General features: G+C 35.1%; 16 protein-coding genes. 1 reads left to right on the top strand and 15 read right to left on the bottom strand.

Translation table 11 applies throughout. From position 1 onward, the window contains the following. Positions 1 to 3 precede the first annotated feature (3 nt). Entirely contained in the window at positions 4 to 1,272 is a 1,269-nt protein-coding gene (purD, locus tag ACJJVU_RS01965; protein WP_405221709.1) for a phosphoribosylamine--glycine ligase, read from the bottom strand. Between the two features lie 91 nt (positions 1,273 to 1,363). On the opposite strand from purD, the gene ACJJVU_RS01960 reads away from it, so the two are divergent. Then, on the top strand, positions 1,364 to 2,647 hold the full coding sequence (locus ACJJVU_RS01960) for a phenylacetate--CoA ligase family protein (RefSeq protein ID WP_405227435.1): 1,284 nt from the start codon (positions 1,364 to 1,366) through the stop codon (positions 2,645 to 2,647). Here ACJJVU_RS01960 and ACJJVU_RS01955 read toward each other — a convergent pair. The 14 genes from ACJJVU_RS01955 to ACJJVU_RS01890 form a co-directional block, all read right to left on the bottom strand. Beyond that, positions 2,644 to 3,444 carry a glycosyltransferase family 2 protein gene (locus ACJJVU_RS01955; RefSeq protein WP_405221707.1) on the bottom strand — a complete coding sequence of 267 codons (801 nt, stop codon included), beginning with the start codon at positions 3,442 to 3,444 and terminating at the stop codon, positions 2,644 to 2,646. The genes ACJJVU_RS01960 and ACJJVU_RS01955 overlap by 4 nt on opposite strands. Next, entirely contained in the window at positions 3,428 to 4,780 is a 1,353-nt protein-coding gene (locus ACJJVU_RS01950; protein WP_405221704.1) for an undecaprenyl-phosphate glucose phosphotransferase, read from the bottom strand. Before ACJJVU_RS01950 ends, ACJJVU_RS01955 begins: the two co-directional genes overlap by 17 nt. Before the next feature lie 2 nt (positions 4,781 to 4,782). After that, the gene (locus tag ACJJVU_RS01945) at positions 4,783 to 5,769 is read right to left on the bottom strand and encodes a UDP-glucuronic acid decarboxylase family protein (protein ID WP_405221701.1); all 987 of its coding nucleotides are present in this window, start codon (positions 5,767 to 5,769) and stop codon (positions 4,783 to 4,785) included. Positions 5,770 to 5,851: 82 nt separating this feature from the next. Further along, positions 5,852 to 7,075: a WcaI family glycosyltransferase gene (locus ACJJVU_RS01940; RefSeq protein ID WP_405221698.1), complete on the bottom strand. Its 1,224-nt coding sequence runs from the start codon at positions 7,073 to 7,075 to the stop codon at positions 5,852 to 5,854. 197 nt (positions 7,076 to 7,272) lie between these two features. Beyond that, a complete protein-coding gene (locus tag ACJJVU_RS01935) occupies positions 7,273 to 8,424 on the bottom strand; it encodes a glycosyltransferase family 4 protein (RefSeq protein ID WP_405221695.1) in 1,152 nt (383 codons plus the stop codon). Between the two features lie 117 nt (positions 8,425 to 8,541). Beyond that, positions 8,542 to 9,966, bottom strand: coding sequence for an O-antigen polysaccharide polymerase Wzy (locus tag ACJJVU_RS01930; RefSeq protein WP_405221692.1), 1,425 nt, complete (start codon positions 9,964 to 9,966; stop codon positions 8,542 to 8,544). A 114-nt stretch (positions 9,967 to 10,080) separates the two neighbouring features. Continuing rightward, a complete protein-coding gene (locus ACJJVU_RS01925; RefSeq protein ID WP_405221689.1) occupies positions 10,081 to 11,307 on the bottom strand; it encodes an O-antigen ligase family protein in 1,227 nt (408 codons plus the stop codon). A gap of 94 nt (positions 11,308 to 11,401) precedes the next feature. Further along, positions 11,402 to 12,487: a glycosyltransferase gene (locus tag ACJJVU_RS01920; RefSeq protein WP_405221686.1), complete on the bottom strand. Its 1,086-nt coding sequence runs from the start codon at positions 12,485 to 12,487 to the stop codon at positions 11,402 to 11,404. Continuing rightward, positions 12,474 to 13,745, bottom strand: a complete 1,272-nt coding sequence (locus ACJJVU_RS01915; protein WP_405221683.1) for an oligosaccharide flippase family protein — start codon at positions 13,743 to 13,745, stop codon at positions 12,474 to 12,476. The genes ACJJVU_RS01920 and ACJJVU_RS01915 overlap by 14 nt, the downstream gene beginning before the upstream one ends. A gap of 21 nt (positions 13,746 to 13,766) precedes the next feature. After that, entirely contained in the window at positions 13,767 to 14,645 is an 879-nt protein-coding gene (locus ACJJVU_RS01910) for an FkbM family methyltransferase (protein WP_405221680.1), read from the bottom strand. A gap of 2 nt (positions 14,646 to 14,647) precedes the next feature. After that, positions 14,648 to 15,700: a GDP-L-fucose synthase family protein gene (locus ACJJVU_RS01905; RefSeq protein ID WP_405227432.1), complete on the bottom strand. Its 1,053-nt coding sequence runs from the start codon at positions 15,698 to 15,700 to the stop codon at positions 14,648 to 14,650. 7 nt (positions 15,701 to 15,707) lie between these two features. After that, a complete protein-coding gene (gene gmd / locus ACJJVU_RS01900; RefSeq protein ID WP_405221678.1) occupies positions 15,708 to 16,826 on the bottom strand; it encodes a GDP-mannose 4,6-dehydratase in 1,119 nt (372 codons plus the stop codon). Positions 16,827 to 16,852: 26 nt separating this feature from the next. Continuing rightward, complete coding sequence (locus tag ACJJVU_RS01895; RefSeq protein WP_405221675.1) at positions 16,853 to 17,851, bottom strand: hypothetical protein; 999 nt, start codon at positions 17,849 to 17,851, stop codon at positions 16,853 to 16,855. A gap of 38 nt (positions 17,852 to 17,889) precedes the next feature. Next, on the bottom strand, positions 17,890 to 19,584 hold the full coding sequence (locus tag ACJJVU_RS01890) for a DUF6909 family protein (RefSeq protein WP_339846166.1): 1,695 nt from the start codon (positions 19,582 to 19,584) through the stop codon (positions 17,890 to 17,892). Between the last annotated feature and the right edge of the window lie 51 nt (positions 19,585 to 19,635).

Here is a 19,635-nt window from a genome sequence, read left to right as displayed (position 1 = left end):
TTACTATAGGTCAAAACCTATATCTGTACGATAATTCATCCTATCAAAATGTAGTTTTTCTATATTCTGGTAGGATTTTTTTATGGCCTCTCTGTAATCTTCATGGAAGGAAGTGATGGCAATCACTCTACCACCATTAGTAACTACTGCGCCATCTTTTTCTGTAGTTCCTGCATGAAAAGCTATAGAACCTTCAATTTTTTCAAGCCCTGTAATTACTTTTCCTTTGTGATATGCCTCTGGATATCCACCAGAAACAAGCATCACTGTTGCCGCACTTCTAGGATCTAGCTTAAACTCTTGCTGGTCTAATGTTTGATTATCAACAGCTTTAAAAAGTGATACAAGATCAGACTGGATACGTGGTAATACTACCTCTGTCTCAGGATCACCCATGCGCACATTATACTCAATTACCTTAGGGTCATCTCCTACTTTAATAAGACCTATAAAAATGAATCCCTTGTAATCTATATTTTCTTTAGTAAGACCATTAACCGTAGGCTTCACAATACGGTCTTCTATTTTCCTCATAAAAGCATCATCTGCAAATGGAACAGGGCTTATTGCACCCATTCCCCCGGTGTTAAGTCCTTTATCACCTTCACCTATGCGTTTGTAATCTTTGGCAGTAGGAAGCACTTTATAGTTTTTACCATCTGTAAGCACAAATACACTAAGCTCGATTCCGTCTAGAAACTCTTCAATCACTACGGTCGTACTTGCATCGCCAAATTTACCACCAAGCATGCTTGCTAGTTCCTCCTTTGCCTCATTAAGATCTTCTATGATTAAAACTCCTTTACCCGCCGCAAGACCATCTGCTTTTAAAACATATGGAGCATTTAAAGTTTCTAAAAACGCTTGTCCTTTCTCTAGTGTCTCTGCTGTAAAGGCTTCGTAGGCAGCCGTAGGAATATCATGAGCAATCATAAATTCCTTTGCTCGTTCCTTACTTCCTTCAAGTTCTGCCCCTTCTTTACTTGGCCCAATGACAGCAACGTTTTTAAGAGACTCATCTGCTTTAAAGAAGTCATATACTCCTTGCACAAGTGGATCCTCAGGTCCTACAACAACCATTGTTATTTGTTCCTTAATCACTAAAGCTTTGATGGCTTCAAAATCGGTTACGCCTATGGCAACATTCGTTGCAATTTGAGCAGTACCTGCATTACCTGGTGCAACAAAAAGTGAATCACATTGCTCGCTCTGTGCTAGTTTATAAGCAAATGTATGCTCGCGTCCTCCAGAACCTAAGATTAAGATATTCATTATGGTGTATTTTGCGTTTAGACAAAAATAAATGTTTGTATTTTGGCTCCCTAATTAAGACGATGTGAATTTATTCAACTGGGCTTTAAAAATGAAAGGATTTGATACCGCTTTCGCGAAAGCGGAATTGCAACGTATCATAGATATCCCAGAAAATCAATATGCGGCTTATATATCTGAGCAGAAAAAAAAGATTGTTACCCATCACGAAATCTATAATTCATTTTATAGAAATCTTCTTACCGAAAGAGACGAAAAAGATTGGGAAACACTGCCAGTGCTAACAAAATCAGATTTACAACAGCCTCTTGAAAATAGACTTTCTCAAAACTACGACCGCAAGAGTGTATACGTAAGTAATACTTCTGGTTCTTCTGGACATCCTTTTATTTTTGCAAAAGACAAAGTTGCTCATGCCTTGAGCTGGGTCAGTTTTCAACATAGGTATAATTGGTATTATCTTGATCTGGATACGTCAAAACAGGCCCGTTTTTATGGAATCCCTCTCAATAAAATCGGATATCGGAAGGAAAGGCTCAAGGACAAACTAGGCAACAGATATCGTTTTCCCATTTTTGATCTTTGCGAGCACAAGCTTGCTGGTATGGTTGATAAATTTAGTAAGACACCTTTTGACTATATCAATGGCTATACAAGTAGCATTGTGTTACTTGCTAAGTACTTGAAAAAGCACCAACTTATACTCACCGATATTTGCCCTACGCTTAAGGCATGTATTGTCACTAGTGAAATGCTATTTCCCGATGATTTACAATTAATGGAACAGCAATTTAATGTCCCAATCATCAATGAATATGGAGCCTCAGAAGTAGGACTTATAGCCTTTCAAAACAAGAAGAATCAGCTTGAGGTAGACAGTGAACTGTTATTTGTCGAAATTCTTGATGATAACGATAAACCTGTGCCTCAAGGTGTTGTAGGGCGTATTGTTATAACGTCTTTTTATAATAAAGCGCATCCCTTTATACGCTATGACATAGGGGATATGGGGTCATTATCTCCTCAAAGCACACTTAAAAAACCTATTTTAGAAAATCTACAAGGTAGAACAAGTGATATTGCACGTCTTCCTAGTGGTAAAGTAGTTCCTGGCCTCACATTTTATTACGTGACCAAAAGCATTATAGAGGAAGATGGCAATGTAAGTGAGTTCATTATTGAGCAAACTGCTCAAGATTCCTTTACATTTATTTATACCTCTGAAAGACCACTAAATGCTCACGAGAAAATAAATATTGAAAAGGCTACCGCCAAATATCTTGAAAGTGGACTAAAACTATCCTATAAAAAAGTAGCTATGATGGACCGTAGTAATAGAGGAAAGCTCAAACAGTTTACATCTCTAGTCTCTTAGACATCGTATCGCTGTATCCACTTAGGTCTCATTACAAAATACTCCCAGAAAAAGCGTACTAAATATAGTGTGGCTGCTATATGAGAATATCCTAGGCAAGTTTTGTAAAACTGGTAGTTGTACTTAACAAGATTTAATTTATTTGAGCTCATTGAGCCTTCACGTACTCTATAAAAAGCTAGGTCTTCTTTTAAGCCTAAGGCTGGTTTCCCACTCTTCTTTATAGCATCTAACCACAGCGCCCAGTCTTGTCTTTTTCTAACGTCTGGAGCGCTTATTTTACCTATTGCCGATACATTGTAAATACCCGTGAGATTTCCCACATAGTTATTACTATGTTGTTTCTTGTAAGTGAGTTCTGGTAATGCCACGATGCGTTTTCCAAGTGGTTTTCCATTTTCATTAATATGCACATAGCTGGTATAAGAAACGTCACAACTTGTTTCTTGCATGAAAGCAATTTGTTTAGATAACTTTTCTCGATGCCACAGGTCATCAGAGTCTAAGAAGGCTATAAACTTACCTTGTGCAGCTTCTGTTGCAATGTTGCGAGTGTGTGCGGCACCACTATTTCGCGAAAGCGTAATAAGTTTAATTCTATTATCAAGAGCTATTAGCGCTTTTACAATTTGAACAGAATCATCTGTTGAGCAGTCATCAACGATAATTTGCTCCCAGTTTTGATACGTTTGTGCTTGAATACTCGCGATGGTTTGAGCAATAAACGGTGCTGCATTATACAGCGGAGTGATAATGGAGACTAGTGGCTGTATATCTTTTTTAGTAAGCTTTGTCATCTCCTACAATAGCTTTGTAAATAGTATTAAAAACAATTTTAATATCTAAAAAGAGTGACCAGTTTTCTACGTAGAATATGTCAAATTTTACGCGGTTCACAATATCTTCATCGGTCTCAATTTCTCCTCTATATCCACTTACTTGCGCAAGGCCTGTAATTCCAGGTTTTATGAAGTGACGTACCATAAATTTATCTATACGCTCCGCATACATATGAGTATGTCTCACCATATGAGGTCTAGGCCCCACCACAGACATGTCTCCCTTAAGAACATTTATAAATTGTGGCAACTCATCCATACTCGTTTTACGCAAGAAGCTACCTACTCTAGTAATACGACTATCATTTTTACTCACCTGCTCAATATCTGCCTCTTTATTATCTCGCATAGATCGAAATTTATAGCAGTAAAACTCGTGATAATCTAATCCGTTACGTTTCTGTTTGAAAAACACAGTTCCTTTAGAGTCGAGCTTTATTAAAATAGCAAGTAATGGCGTAAGCCATGATAATATTCCTACAAGTACAGCCACAGAAAGAAAAATGTCAAACGCGCGCTTAATAAACTGATTAAGCGGTTTATCTATGGGGATAGTACGTAGTGACAAAATAGGAGTAATCCCAAGATATTGATATTCTAGCTTTTTTGTGAAGATCTCACGACTGTCTGGAATGAATTTTAATATCTTAAGATTATTATCTGTAAATTCAGATATTTCTCTCAATTCTTCATTTGTAAATTGCTCTACTGAGCAGTATACCTCATCTACATTGTGCTTTAATATGTAATTAAATATGCTATCAAGAGAAACACTTGGGTCTTTTATATCAAAGGTGTTACTCACTACATAGCCATACCTTTTATTTTCATCAAAAAACTTTTTAAGCTCCTTAACTTGTACATTCCAGCCTAAAATAACAACACGACGATGGTTACCTCCTAAAACAGCCCTGTATGTTTTCAACAAGTAAAATATCCCAAATTTATTAATACCTATACCTATAAAAACATATAATACATATAGAAATACGTCAACAGGTGATGCATCTATTTTTTGAAATAGCCCAAAAAATGCAAAAACAAGTAGCGCAAAAATGAATAACTGTAGTAGTAAAAGTGAGACAATGCGTGTGGGCTTTGTGTATCTATATACCTCATAAAAATCTGACTTAATTGTTGAAAAAATCCAAGTCGTCGTGATATACAATGAGAACACCACAAAATCTTCATTCATAATGAGGCATACCCTAGCTAGTAATAAAATAATTACTAGGTCTATAACATAAATTATGGGTCTTATGTAAAAGGAATACCTACCTACGCGTTGCGCCATACTTATTTACGTATGTGTTTTGAAAAGTCTTTATGTTCGCTTTTATATAATTGCTCTTGAGATAAACTTTTAAAATACTCAAACGTCTTTTTCATACCCTCTGCGCGACCTACCTTGGCCTCCCAATCTAATATTTCCATTGCTTTAGAAATATCAGGTTTACGTTGCATCGGGTCATCTACCGGTAAGTCTTGGTAAATTACCTTTTGATCTGTTCCGGTAAGTTTTATAATCTCCTCAGCAAAGTCTTTTATCGTGATTTCATCTGGGTTACCTATGTTTACTGGTAGTGCATAATCACTTAATAGTAGACGGTAAATCCCTTCTACTTGATCATCTACATAGCAGAAAGAACGAGTCTGTAATCCGTCACCAAATATCGTTAGATCTTCTCCCCTGAGCGCCTGTCCCATAAATGCAGGTATTACTCTACCATCATTAAGTCTCATGCGAGGTCCATAGGTGTTAAAGATTCTCACTATGCGGGTTTCTAAGCCATGAAAACGATGATAAGCCATCGTGATAGATTCTTGAAAACGTTTTGCCTCGTCATATACCCCTCTAGGTCCTATAGTATTTACATTACCATAATAATTTTCATCTTGAGGATGTACCAGTGGATCACCATAAACTTCAGAAGTTGATGCAATCAAAATACGGGCATTTTTAACCTTAGCCAACCCTAATAGGTTGTGTGTTCCTAAAGAACCCACTTTAAGTGTCTGGATAGGAATTTTAAGATAGTCTATAGGACTTGCTGGTGATGCAAAATGCAAGATGTAATCGAGTTCACCAGGTACATGTACAAATGTTGTAACGTCGTGATGATGGAACTCAAATTGCTCTAACTTAAAGAGATGCTCAATGTTTGATAAATTCCCTGTAATAAGGTTATCCATACCAATTACATGAAAACCTTCTTTAATAAATCTATCACATAAATGAGACCCTAAAAATCCTGCAGCACCCGTAATTAAAACTCTCTTCATAATTGGTTGATTAATCTATACAGACTTAAAAATCTGTGTTCGTAAAAATAAGGAAGTATTAGCTGCTTGTAAAGCCTAAGCCTTATAACCTACTCAGGGTTTGAGAAAATTTCTCTAAAATAGGTTTCCTTGCAAATTTTTCAAGTACATACTTTCTCGCAGCAGTACCTATAGTCATAGCTATTTCAGGAGCCGAATTGAGAGTTTCTAGCTGGCTCAATATTATATCAACATTAATAACGGAGTTATAATATCCACCATTTGAATCTTTTATAATCTTAGCTGGCTCTGCGTCTGGGTGACCGGTGATGATAGATGGTCTAGCACTAGCCATCATACCTATAATTTTAGAAGGCATAACCGTATCTACAACTTCGCCTTTTTGAAATAAAATATGCACATCTGCACTAGCGAGTAAACTTGACAACTCTATAAATGGAACAGGCGGATAGAATTTTACTTTAGTGTCTTTTAGATTTTCCTTTAGAACCTCCATTTTTGCCCCTGCTCCTACTACAATTACTTCAAACTTATTAAAATCTAATGCTTTAACCACATTAGTAAATAACTGCCAGTCTTGCTTATCTCCCACATTTCCAGAATACAAAACACTACACTTATCATGAGAAAAATAAGGATGTACTTGTGACTTAGATGGATCACTCTCGGCTGCATCTATCCAGTTAGGTAGATAGTAAGTTTTGGAAGTGGTTTTCTCTTTAAGTTTGGCAAGCATTGTTTGACTTATAGTACTTACATAATCTGCTTTATTGAGAATACTACGCTCTAATTTCATCAAAGCTTTATATGCCATACTTTTACTTTCAACTCCAGACGCAAGACCCGACTGAAAAGCTGCATCAAATTCAAAATCTTGAATGTGAATCCAGTGTTTTGCGTTACGCTTTCGCGCAAGCGTATTACCTAACCACGCACTACTCGTAAAAGGAATTACAGAGATTACAATGTCACACGCTGCAATATGTTTGAAATTAAAGCGTGATCCTATCGTAAAATCGGCTATGTGTATAACGCGATTTAAGAATGTAGGCTCCTTGGGAGTAAACTGCTTATATCGGTATATATCAATGGCTCCCTTCTTCTCATGCAGATAAGTTCCTTGGTTTTGATATGATTCTGCTATCTCCCATTTTGGGTAATAAGGAAATGCTGTAATCACCGAAAGCAAAGCACCTTGTGATTCCAGATATTCTGCTAGTTGTGTGCTGTAAAGTCCTATTGCCGTGTCTTCTGGATAGAAGTTTAAGGAGATAAGCGTGATATGTTTGCCTTGTAGGTTATTCATAGGGCTTGTAAAAATAGTTTAATTCAAATCTATTAAGTAATTATTTGCACTCTCATAAGCATAAGGTTTTACTTTGCAAGTAATAATGTAAGCGACTAGCAAACTCTTTATATGTGGAGGTAATTAACTTCGCTCAATACCTTGTAGACAACAACAACTAATCTCAAAAATATCGCTAGGTATGCTTAGGGTTAAGCTTATAAAACAGATTGATATATTTCTTCTAGCTTAGATACATTATCCTGAGCAGTATAATTCTTGAGAAACGTATTACGAGCGTTCTTTCTCATAGTTTCTTGATCTTGGTAATCTAATTTTAAAATAGCTTTTGCAAGATCATCAACGTTATCTAATGTATAATGTAATCCATTACCTTCATGTTCTACTAATTGCCCAGCATTTCCAAAGGATGGAGCAATTACCGGAGTACCGAAGGAAAAAGATTCTATAATCACTAACCCAAAAGTCTCGTACATCTTAGATGCTGTAATTAATGCTTGAGCATTTTTATATAAGCTTGATAACTCTTCTCCATCTTGATTTCCTACAAATTCTATATTATTATTTATGTGTGAATAATTCTCAACAACTTCATAAAGGGGACCTGTACCCGCAATTTTGAGTCTTTTATTTGCTTTAATACAAGCTTCTATTACGTTTACAATTCCTTTTTCATCTGAGAGACGCCCTACAAATAGTATATAATTCTCTTTGTCATAGAGGTAGCCTCTATCTTCTGTAAAATTTGGCTTGATTACAACTTGTTGCTCTCTAAAAGTTATGTGAGATTTTTTAAATATATTTTTAGAAAACTCACTTAGTAAAATCACTTTGTCAATATAAGACGACCATGTATGTAGGTATTCATGCAAGGCATTACTAAGTACTGGAAATACCGTAGCAACCTTAGATTCTTGATAACAACCATGTTTAATAGCAGGAATACCCCATTTACTTGTTATACAATCTTCGCATGGTTTTCCATCTCTAAAGAGGAGCCCGTTACTGCATAGTATTCTGTAATTATGTAATGTAACTACCACAGGTATATGAAGCTCTTTACAAGCGTAGAAAACCGAAGGTGTGATTATAGGTAAAAAATTATGGACGTGAACCACGTCAGGTAAAGTCTCCTTTAAGAATGTCTTGATTAATTTTTTTTGAGATACCGAATATGGTAGTGATAATGCCGTTTTTAACTTTCGCGAAAGCGTATTAATATTATTGTTATTTACAATATATTGAGAGACTTTATGACCTGCTGCTTCTAGTATTAATTTTTCTCGACTTACAACGATATCTTCACCGCCTATGTCTTTATATCTATTGTGTATTTGGACTATGTGCATTTGTTACTTAGGGATATTAGAAGTGAAATCAATCAAAAATGCAGATAATTTAATCCCTTTTCACAGTTCAAAATGATGCCTACATTAATTTATAAATTCGAAAAGTGTAAAGCTTCTTTATATACGTTGCTTATGCTTTGCCTTCCATGATAACTGGTTTAAAAACATCTGCTCCATTATATATTGTATAAAGCGTGTAAGTATATAAACTCCGACAAATATGCCTATGTAATAAGAAAATCCATTTGCAAAATCACCTCTCAATAAGAATAATAAATGTATAGAAAAGTAGAGTGCTAAAATCTTCTTGAGATAGTCGTCGCTTTTAAACCATGAAAGAAACTTTATACATGTGATTGCAAGAACAATAGCTATTATAACGACTCCAAAAATTCCCAAATTAATGTAACCTTCAGATACTAATGGATTAGATAAATTACTATAATGGAATCCATGATATTCAATAAGGTGTTCACCTACTAATTTTCCAGTGGTTATGGGTTTTGCCTCCCATAGACTACGAGGAATAAAAAATAATAAGCCACTTAGCAATTGATTTCCGTATGAAAAGCCCTCATATTTTACGTAATCTATGGTGGCCGTAATATTTATAAAAGCATCATAGTGTAATGTGTTAAAAACCTGACCAATACCATAACCTTCAAGACTGTCCAATAACACTCTAGGTTTGTTTAAAATCTCCTTAAACGTAGCTGTTACATGCGTGAGCATGGCAGAGAGTGGAAAAACTATAATCATTGAAAAGAACATAAATAGCGTCATTTTAACATTGCTATTAAGTAATCTAGGTGCTATCAAAAATATAATACAAATGTAAATGGGACCTAAAGCGTTGCGCTTTTCTGTTAAAGGGTTTTTAAACCATAATAAAAACGCTCCAAGAATTAAAAAAAGGAAGGCTACAATAACGATGTTCAATGGTAGCTTTTTTCGCTTCTCAAAATATTGAAAGCATAGTACAATTCCTGCAAATGGCATCATAAACAGCACCTTCTTCCACAACAAGAGCATCCCTATCGACGCAGACGAGGGTGTCCCACTATGTCTTCTTATTTCTTCTTGTACAAAACCGAAGCTAGCAATAAAAACAAGCAATGTAGCGATTGTGATTATACTAATTAATATTGGTAGGGTTTTATATTTGGTTTGATCATATACTGGAATAACTCTCAGTGTTCTAAACTTTTTAAAATAAAGATATGCTGCAGCAAAGGTCAAGTTAAATATGATTACAAGTACATTTGTGTGTACAATCGCAGTTTGGGAGTATTTTAAATTAGTTATGAAAACTCCATTTGCAAGGTTTAATTCTCCTATTTGAAGAACTGGAGAAAGTATAAAAAATAGAAAGCTGAAGACAAGAAAGACAGAAATGAAAGGAGAAAACTCTTTCTCCTGATGCAAATGCCACCAGAACATCCCAAATAACAAAAGATTGCTAACAAAGAACGATATCCACACAGAAGTATCTGCACTGAATGTTGCAAATAGAAATATACTTATCAATAGATAAGATACCATCAATATGAGTTTACCTAGCATAAATCTTTAAACTTGAATATTCACTCTCTTTAAATACGCTTTGAGCCCTGAAAATATTATTCTTAACAAGGTTCAACTAAAACACGCTCTCAATCAATCTTGATCAGGTAAAGCAAAAAGCGATCTTGCAGCAAGAAAATTAAAAAACAATGCAAAATAAACAACTCCCGCCTCCTTCTCCAAAATATTATCTGTAAGCATTAAAATGCCATAAAATATGATTAATAAGATGAGTAATTCATTATTAAACCTAACTGCAAAGATAAAGTTTATAATGAGCGTAGCTAAAAAGGCTAGAAGTGCTACAGCACCACCTATAATTAAGAAGCTCAGAAATTGATTGTGCGCATTAAATCTTCCTTCTTGTAGCACAGGTATTCCCAAATCGCGATACTTATCACTTAAAACGGAACGATAATCACCTACACCATAACCCAGAATAGGGCTTTCTAAAATTACATCCTTTGCAACGCGATAAATAGTATATCTAATATTTGTAGAGGTAGCTGCTCCTTTTCCTACTACTTCAATTTTTTTAAACTCTAAAAATTTATTTCTAGTGCGCGGGATTGCAACTACTAGTATCAAAAGTCCTATTAAAGCAAAAAGATAAGGTCTTATAGTTAATTTTTTTCGTTGGAAAAGCACAAATAGAAAAGCAACTGTAGTTAAGGCTATTATTGATCCTTTCTTAGCATAAATAACTAAAAAACAAATTAATATCACATCAAGTACAATCAAGCCTATCATTTTCCACCTTATTGATAAAGACGGTAACACGTATAATGAAAAGAGAATCGCAATGCTGCAGTGCATGGACAAGTATATGGCATGCATCCCGTATTTACCTACGTCTAATTTCATAGCCATAGGAAAGTGCTCTATTATTTCCTCAAAACTATAATTAGTAATATAAAACCATATAAAGGGTATGATATTAAATAAAACTACCGTAATTATATATGTAGATAAGTACTTTTCCTTATTCCTATATAAGTAGCTTACATCCTCTTGAGAATACATCGAAAAGCAAAGCGGAAATATTGCAAGTGATAAAAACATGGTAAGTCTTTGCACACCGTAAACAACGTTCTCACTATACAGTAAAGTAATTACCATTACTATAAAAACAACACTATTTACAAGGAAAAACTTAAAATTGAAGCTATTTCGACTTTTAAAAAAATGCATGCCACTTACCACAGCAAATAGACCTATAGCGATAGATTTTATATTAGACGGCAATAAAACAGACGCAAATAATAACAAGAGAGCACCCTCTACTAATCTGATGCTTTTGTGATGCGTTTTTATATCCATTTAATTAATCGTTATCTGAGAAGTATGGCTGTTTTCTTTAGTACTAGTAATAAAAATTATAGTTTGTAATTGACAAGCTAGTGCTGACAAAAGCTTATGTTCTATACGTTTTTAGCAATTTACAAAATACTCGAGCCATCGCCTCCACAGAATAATTCTCTGCACAAAATGTCGCAATTTCATCTCTTTTAGACAACCAAAAATTAGTGTCATTATAAATGTTCAATAAGCTTTCGCGAAAGCTTAATTCACTATTTGTTTCAAAAAAAATAGCATTTTCACCATCTAAGACTGCCTCAATTTCAGGGGAATGATCTTCATCGCGTGAGACAATCATAGGTACACCGAAGCCAAAGCTTTGAGTTATTGATAATCCCACATAACCAGGAGACACACTAAAATAGCTAGTTCCATATAATTCCCTCAAACGACTTTCATCACTTATATGACCTAATAGTTGTATTCTTTGAGCTAAACTGTTTTCTATTATAAAAGTTTCTAGAGCTGCTTTTTCTTCACCATCTCCTATTATAAGAAGCTGTACATCATTTGGTATATAATCAAGAGTATTACTGAATGCTTTTGCAAGAAAAAGTGCTTTTTTACTTTTTGTTAATCGCCCCACATAAATAAGATGTTTAGGATTTCCAGCAGTTGCACCCATTTGAGATTTATTAAGAAGCGCATTAGGAGCAGCAAGAATAGTTTTATGAGGCATTCTCTCTTGAAGTTCTAATCGCTGTTTATTAGTATATACCACAATAGCGCTTGCAAGCTTTCGCATGAGCTGTCTCAAGGTATCAGTACTTGCATCTTTCCCTTGTCGTGGCCACGCGTGACCCCAAAGTATTGTTTGTTTTCCTACTATTTTTCTACCAATTAATAGTATCCAATTAGAAATTATTCTAGGGTTGAGTTCGAGCACTAACAGATTATCACTCGCTATTAATTTTATGACTTCAAATTGAATTAAAAATCTAGCGTTAAAAAGGTAAGTATTCTTAGTTTTCTTATGAGGGATTGTCGCGTCAGACTGTATAGACTTTTCAAAATAGTGACTACCACTATACAACTCAAAATTATCCCCTAAATTATCCCTTAAGGCTTTAAAGAAACCTTTCCTATAATCTGGGACAGCCGTTTGAATAATAATCAACTTTTTATCTTTAGATAGTTCCAACAGGTCTCGTTTTAATAAAGTAATATATTGAGAATATTAATAGAATAGCTTCTATAGAAACCGCCGTGATAACTGCTCCAAGTATCTCAAGCTGACTAATAAAAATTAGGCCTAATATTATCCCACAAAGTGCTGAAAAAGCTAATGTCTTCAATCGGGACATGAAATCTCCAACAGCAGGAAAATAATGGGCGATAAAAAGCATAAAATAACTAGTGAAAATAATATTAAGTGCAAGTATGTAGAAAAGATAACTGTTTTCATTTATAGCTACATTATCATACAATATATTTAACAACCACCCTCCGCATATTAAAAATGGTAGCGTGATAATAATTGCAAGCAAACCCACTATAGGTATCATTTTCTTTACGTATGCCCTTTGTTTTAAACGTGTTTGAGTAACTAACCATGGAAATAATGCTTGGTATAGAGAAACAAAAACTCCTTTTGAAGTTGTTATAAGCTTTTCCATACTTGTGTAAATTGCTACTGTAAAGTCATTAACAAAGAAGCCTAATATTAAAATTGGAATTGTATTAATCAATCTAGCAGCAAGGTTAGATATAAATAAGCTAAAGCTTTCCATCAATAATTCTTTTGCTAGTGTTAAACTAGGTCTAACAATGGAAACATATTTTAAAGCTAAAATAACACTTAGAATTCCTGCTAGGATATACCCTATTCCCATAAAAAACGGAACTTGAACATAATGCGAAACGTCTCTTATAAATACAAATATAAGAAGTGTAAATACTCCTTTTGCTAGAAGGCTTAAGAGTGCCATTACTTTCATCTTCTCTATTCCTTGAAAAAACCAATCTACAAAGCATGCCTGTCCAACTACCATAAGGTAACTTAATAGAAAAACTTCTTTTTCAACTTGAAATTTAGGCACAATAAAAACAGCAAGAGAATATAAAATAAATACACTTGTAGCAATAGCAATTTTTATAAGAAGAACGGTTGAAAAGACGATTGCCATTTCTTCCTTATTAGTTCTCTGTAGAGTTATACGCCTTGTTGCACTAAGACTAAATCCATAATCTACAAAAATGTATAGTACAGAACATACGGCTTGTGCAAACATAATAAGTCCAAATTTTTCTAGACCCAATACTGAGATTAGATAAGGAAAAGTGACTATTGGTAATACTAAGTTTGTAACCTGAATAAGTAAAAGCGAGATATAGTTTATAGAAATTCTTTTCCCAAAAGAGGAATTCATTAATGTCTTAATTTCTTGAAGGTTTTTCAAACTCTAATGTGATTGTTACATTTAAAATTCAGTATTATGAATCTCAAATAATGGTGCCGTTTGAACTCTATTTAAAATAAATTCAAAATCACGTAAATACAATGTGTTATATTTTCCATATGATGTGCGTAAATCTAAAGTACGTGTAAAAGGGTCATAATCATACGGCTTAAAACCACTTTCTATAAGCTTATTGTGAATTTTACTATCATCATCCCCATATCTTTTAGAAAGTCCATTTAACTCAATGATTATAGCTTGTAATTCCTTATTTGAGATTGATTTCTCCATTCCTTCTAAAACGGCAGATTCAAATCCTTCTGTATCTATCTTAACAAGTGTTGTTTTATTTAATTCAAACAAATTATCAAAAGTGTCTACAAGGACCTCTATTGTATTTTTTTCTCCTTCTACAGCTACATGATTCATTGTGTCTAATCCGGCAGTAAATAAAATCTCCCCTTTAGTACTGCCCACACCCATATTAAAAGAATTCGTTATATCTTGACTATTATTCAGCCTTATATTTTTTTGCAAACTTTCAAAGGTCTTAGGGACTGGTTCTACAGCATAAGTAATAGCGCCTATCTCAGAAGAAGCAAGTATACTATAACTCCCCACATTTGCTCCTATATCAATAAATTGATCCGTATCTCGCAAAAAATGAAGTAGAAAAGCCATGTCATTAAATTCTTGAAGGCCACAGTATATGTTCTGGGTTGCTCCAGTCATCCCCTTAGAGACTAATAACTTACTTTTAGTAGCAAAATTGCAAATAATAGGCCTATTAAGAAACCTACTCTTCAACTGCCATTTGCCAAAACGTAAAAGACCCCCCACTGGATTTTTCTTATTAAGAGGGTGTGAGACAATAAATTTAAGTGTGTTGTAAAATGACATTTTTATCCGTTCTTGGTATCTAGATACCAATTATATAATCTATTAACTCCATCCTCCAGCGCTACCGTATGTTCCCATCCTAAACTATTAAGTTTTGTAACGTCTGTAAGTTTGCGCGGGGTTCCATCTGGTTTTGAGCTATCAAAAATTAACGCTCCTGTAAAACCTATCGTTTCTTTGATGAGGGTAGCTAACTCTTTTATAGAGATATCCTCTCCTGTGCCTATGTTGATGTGTGTATTCCTTACCTCGGTGGTGCTTCCTTTTACATCGTCAAAACTTGTGTTTTCTAAGATATGTACACAAGCATCTGCCATATCTTGACTCCATAAAAATTCTCTTCTGGGTGTTCCTGTTCCCCATATCTCAACACTTTCGGCTGTTACACCAAATTTTTCTAGTATAGGCTGCGCTTTCGCGAAAGCGGAAACATCAAGATCCTTACAAACCTCATCATTCCTTCCTTCAGACAGTAGTTTTGCAAGGTGAATTTTTCTAATCAATGCTGGTAGCACGTGAGATTTCTCTAAGTCGAAGTTGTCATTAAATCCATATAGATTAGTAGGCATCACCGAAATGAAATCTGTTCCGTATTGCAGATTATAACTCTCGCAGAGTTTAATACCTGCTATTTTTGCAATAGCATACGGCTCATTTGTGTATTCTAAAGCGCCCGTAAGTAGCGCCTCTTCTAACATAGGTTGCGGTGCATTTTTAGGGTAAATACAGGTACTTCCTAAAAACAATAACTTCTTAACTCCGTGTACATAACTCTGATGAATCACATTATTTTGAATCATGAGATTCACGTACAGAAAATCTGCTCGGTATGTATTATTTGCAATTATCCCTCCCACTTTGGCAGCTGCTAGGAAAACATATTCCGGCTTTTCTTTTTCAAAAAACTCTTGTGTTGCGACTGTGTTTGTTAAGTCAAGTTCCTTATGAGTACGTGTTATTATATTCGTATAACCTTTTGCTTCAAGTGTATTTACAATGGCGCTCCCTACGAGACCGCGATGTCCAGCAACAAATATTCTAGCGTTTTTAGGTATTGGTGTGTTACTCAAAATAATTCATCGTTTTATATCCGCCTTCTTTGAGATAGCTGTCTTTCTTCATCAGCCTTAGGTCACTTTGCATCATATCATCTACAAGTCCTTGTAGTTGATATTCTGGCTTCCAGCCAAGCTTGTTGTAAGCCTTTGAAGCATCGCCTATAAGTAATTCTACCTCTGTAGGTCTAAAGTACTTAGGATCCACCTCAACAACTACCTGCCCTATTTTTACAGGGTAATCTGCATTTTCTGATGCAGTAACAATTCCTTTTTCGTCTATTCCTTCACCTTCAAATGACAACGTAACACCTATATGAGCAAATGACATTTTAATAAAGTCACGTACCGTCGTAGTCTCTCCCGTGGCGATTACCCAGTCTTCTGGCTCATCTGCCTGCAAGATCATCCACATCATTCTCACATAATCCTTAGCATGACCCCAGTCACGCTTTGCATCTAGGTTTCCTAGATACATTTTATCTTGTAAGCCTAAAGCAATTTTTGATGTAGCTCTAGTAATCTTTCTAGTCACAAAAGTTTCTCCTCTTACTGGAGACTCGTGATTAAATAAAATACCGTTACACGCAAACATATTGTAAGCTTCACGATGGTTTACGGTAGACCAGTATGCATATAACTTTGCTACTGCATAAGGACTTCTTGGATAGAAAGGTGTTGTCTCAGACTGTGGTACTTCTTGTACCTTCCCATATAATTCTGATGTACTTGCTTGATAAATACGCGTCTTTTTTTCAAGACCTAAAGCTCTCACTGCTTCTAATAGTCTTAGGGCACCTAGTCCATCTACATTTGCTGTATACTCTGGCATCTCAAAGGATACCTGTACATGGCTCATTGCGCCGAGATTATAAATCTCATCTGGCTGTACTTCTTGTATGATTCTAAACAGATTTGTGCTATCCGTAAGGTCTCCATAATGAAGAAAAAATCGCTGATTATCAATATGTGGATCTTCATAAAGATGATCTATTCTATCTGTATTAAATAAAGACGATCTACGTTTAATACCGTGTACCTCATAGCCCTTCTTAAGTAAAAACTCACTTAAGTACGCTCCATCTTGACCAGTCACACCGGTAATTAATGCTACTTTATTACTCATAAATAATTATTAATATGTGGGAGAAACTATCCTTTTAGGACCACCGTTTCACGCTTGTATGATTTGTATACACTTACAATCCCTGAGAGTATTAGAAATATAATCACTAAGCCTAATGGGAAAATAACAATCAAATTATCTGTTATAGATGACTTCTTTGACACTTGAATGTCACTTACGATTACTGCCACATCAGTATAACTCACGTAATCGTTTTTTTCAACTTCTAAATTTCCTACTAGATTTGATTTAGTATGAAATAATGATGCTAGGTTCTCATTTTGATTATTAAAATAAAACCCTTCTCTGTCTTTTTGTTCTGATGTACCAGTATCCTTACTAAAGGAATTAATAAGCTCATTTATCTGAGCAATAGATTGTTCTTCACTTTCAAGATAGATTTTATGATTTTTAAGACCTTCCTTTTTAAGTTCTTTAGCATAAGGGCTATCATTAATAAAAGATAAGAAAGACTCAACATCTCCTAAACTCTTATCACTGTCAAATACTATTTTGAGTTTGTGAAACTTAAACTTAGATAAAAATCTATCTGTTGCAAACAACTCACGATCATCTTTAAGCTTAAACTCTCTAGTCATTTCTCCAAGCGCACCGTCATTTTCACCTATATAATTAACTAAGTCTATGACCTCAACTACGGGCTCTACGCTCACCTGTTTAATGCTATAGCTTTCTGAGGATTTACCTAGAGATGTTATAAAATCTTGATCATCTTCTTCAAGGTTATTATTAAACTGCTCTATTGCCGTATAGACGTAAGCCTGGCTCGTAAAATTAGTTTTAAGCAACAGATTTGACTCATACGATGGTTTCTCCTTCAAAACGAACCCTAAAGCTATTCCAGCAACGATGAGTAATAAAAACACCCACCACATTTTAATTATAAAATCAATAATTCTAAAAAATGAATAAACCACATTTTTGAATAATCTACCTATCAAAGAAAAGATGTCTGAGAGGTCCATTTCTTGCTGATTTCCAGACTGATTGTAGTGATCGCTCATGTGCTTACTTAAAATTGAATGTTAGTTGTAATATATTCCTACTTATTAGTAGTAAATAGTTGGTGCAATATCTTTTCAGTGATTAGGTATGTAGGCTTCACTCCTGTAGTTCCTAGTCCGCCAGATGCTAGTGTGCTTCCTGTTTCTAAAGGGTTATCACTAGCATAGTATGCATATCTCACTTTTACATCTTCTTGAATGCTCTTACGAAGTTTTGCGGCAGCTTGTATTGCTTTTTGATAGTGTGCTCCTTCCATTTCTAGACCTATCACACTCCACGTACTGTCATGGAAGAATTTAAGGATATCTCTATTTTGTAACGAGGTTCCTAATACAGAAACCATAGCACCTTCAAAAACTTCTAATCCATGTCCTTCAAAATCCTCTTTAGTAAGTTCGTTCTCAAAAGGATAATTATCTGCTGTTCCTTCAAAAAGGTGTGCACTTGGAATCATAAGATCCCCCTTTCCACCTTCTAGAATACCTGCTTTACCCATGATAGACACAGAATCTACATCTAAGTATGTTTTCTCCTCTCCTTCTTCATAAGGCTTAAGAAGCTCTTCCATAGTTTCATAAGCTTGCTCTCCAAAGGCGTAGTCCATTACTATAATAACGGGCTGTTGTTCCTTTTTTACATCGTTGCTACAGAAGTCATTTTCAGCTACTGGTAGCTTACACATGTCAAAAATTTGCACATTGATATTAGTACCACTATCATCTGGCAGGTATATCATTCCGTTTTGTAATGCGACTTTCTCTACTTTAGCACGTAGAGCTGCGTTACCACTATTACTAAGCATTTCATACACCTCTAGTTTAGACTTTTTCTTAAGTTCAGACTTAAGTGCAAGTGGCGCATACAGCGTATTCATTACAGAGTGCATGTTTGCACTAATAATATGAAGAGGTCTACCTAAAAGATTGTTTTTCTTCAAAGTCGCTTTAATATCATTTGCCCAGATCTCACCGTGTATGTGATGACCTAATCGTTCTCTTAAAACAGGACTAAAGGTAACTGTGCGCTTCTCCTCTTTAAGTACTTCTGCTATCGCAAGTTTACCTAACCAGTAAATAAGCTCAAAGAAGCGCTTGTTATTAGTGCGCGTATTAAAAAGAGGTGCAATTGCTCGTACTTCTGCAAAAGTGCGTCCTAAGATATTTGCGGTATGCGTAGTTGCAATCTCCCAGCTATTTTGATCTAGCTCTTCATTGTTTAAAACTGCTTTTTCTAGCTTTTCCCAATCACGTATTACAGCGCCTTCATCATTTATGAGGACACGTTTCATAATCTTATGAGACTCAATAAATAGGAAGGTCACGTGTGTAAGAATATCATAAATTTCAGAACGACCACGCGTGATCTCGATATTCATTTGCTCCTCATCTATACGGTAGCAATTACGACGACGTTTTGCTGGAATAATAGGTTCAAAGTGGCTGTTTTTGTAGCCTTCATCACTTGTTAAGTTAATGAATCTACATTGCTCTATTCCTTCTGGAAGTCTATCAATAACGTAAAGAAGACCATCTAGTTCTACTTTTTCTTCGGCAATGGTACCGTAGATTTCTGGTCTTAATATAAGTAATGACTCTCTAAGTGTCTCTCCAGAGACACCCATAGGTTTATAAAATCCTCTGTTAAAAAGGTGACGCATTGTAATATACATGCGTTCTATAGCGCTGCTGCTCTCTTGGGCTCTTGTACGGCCCTGTGTTTTGTTTGTGCTCATAATTGGGGATAAAGGTACTTAATAGAACTTGACCATGGTAATTTCATCGCC

It is taken from the genome of Dokdonia sp. Asnod1-B02 (assembly GCF_045063955.1).
GTDB lineage: Bacteria > Bacteroidota > Bacteroidia > Flavobacteriales > Flavobacteriaceae > Dokdonia.
This window is presented reverse-complemented; position numbering and strand designations above follow the sequence as displayed.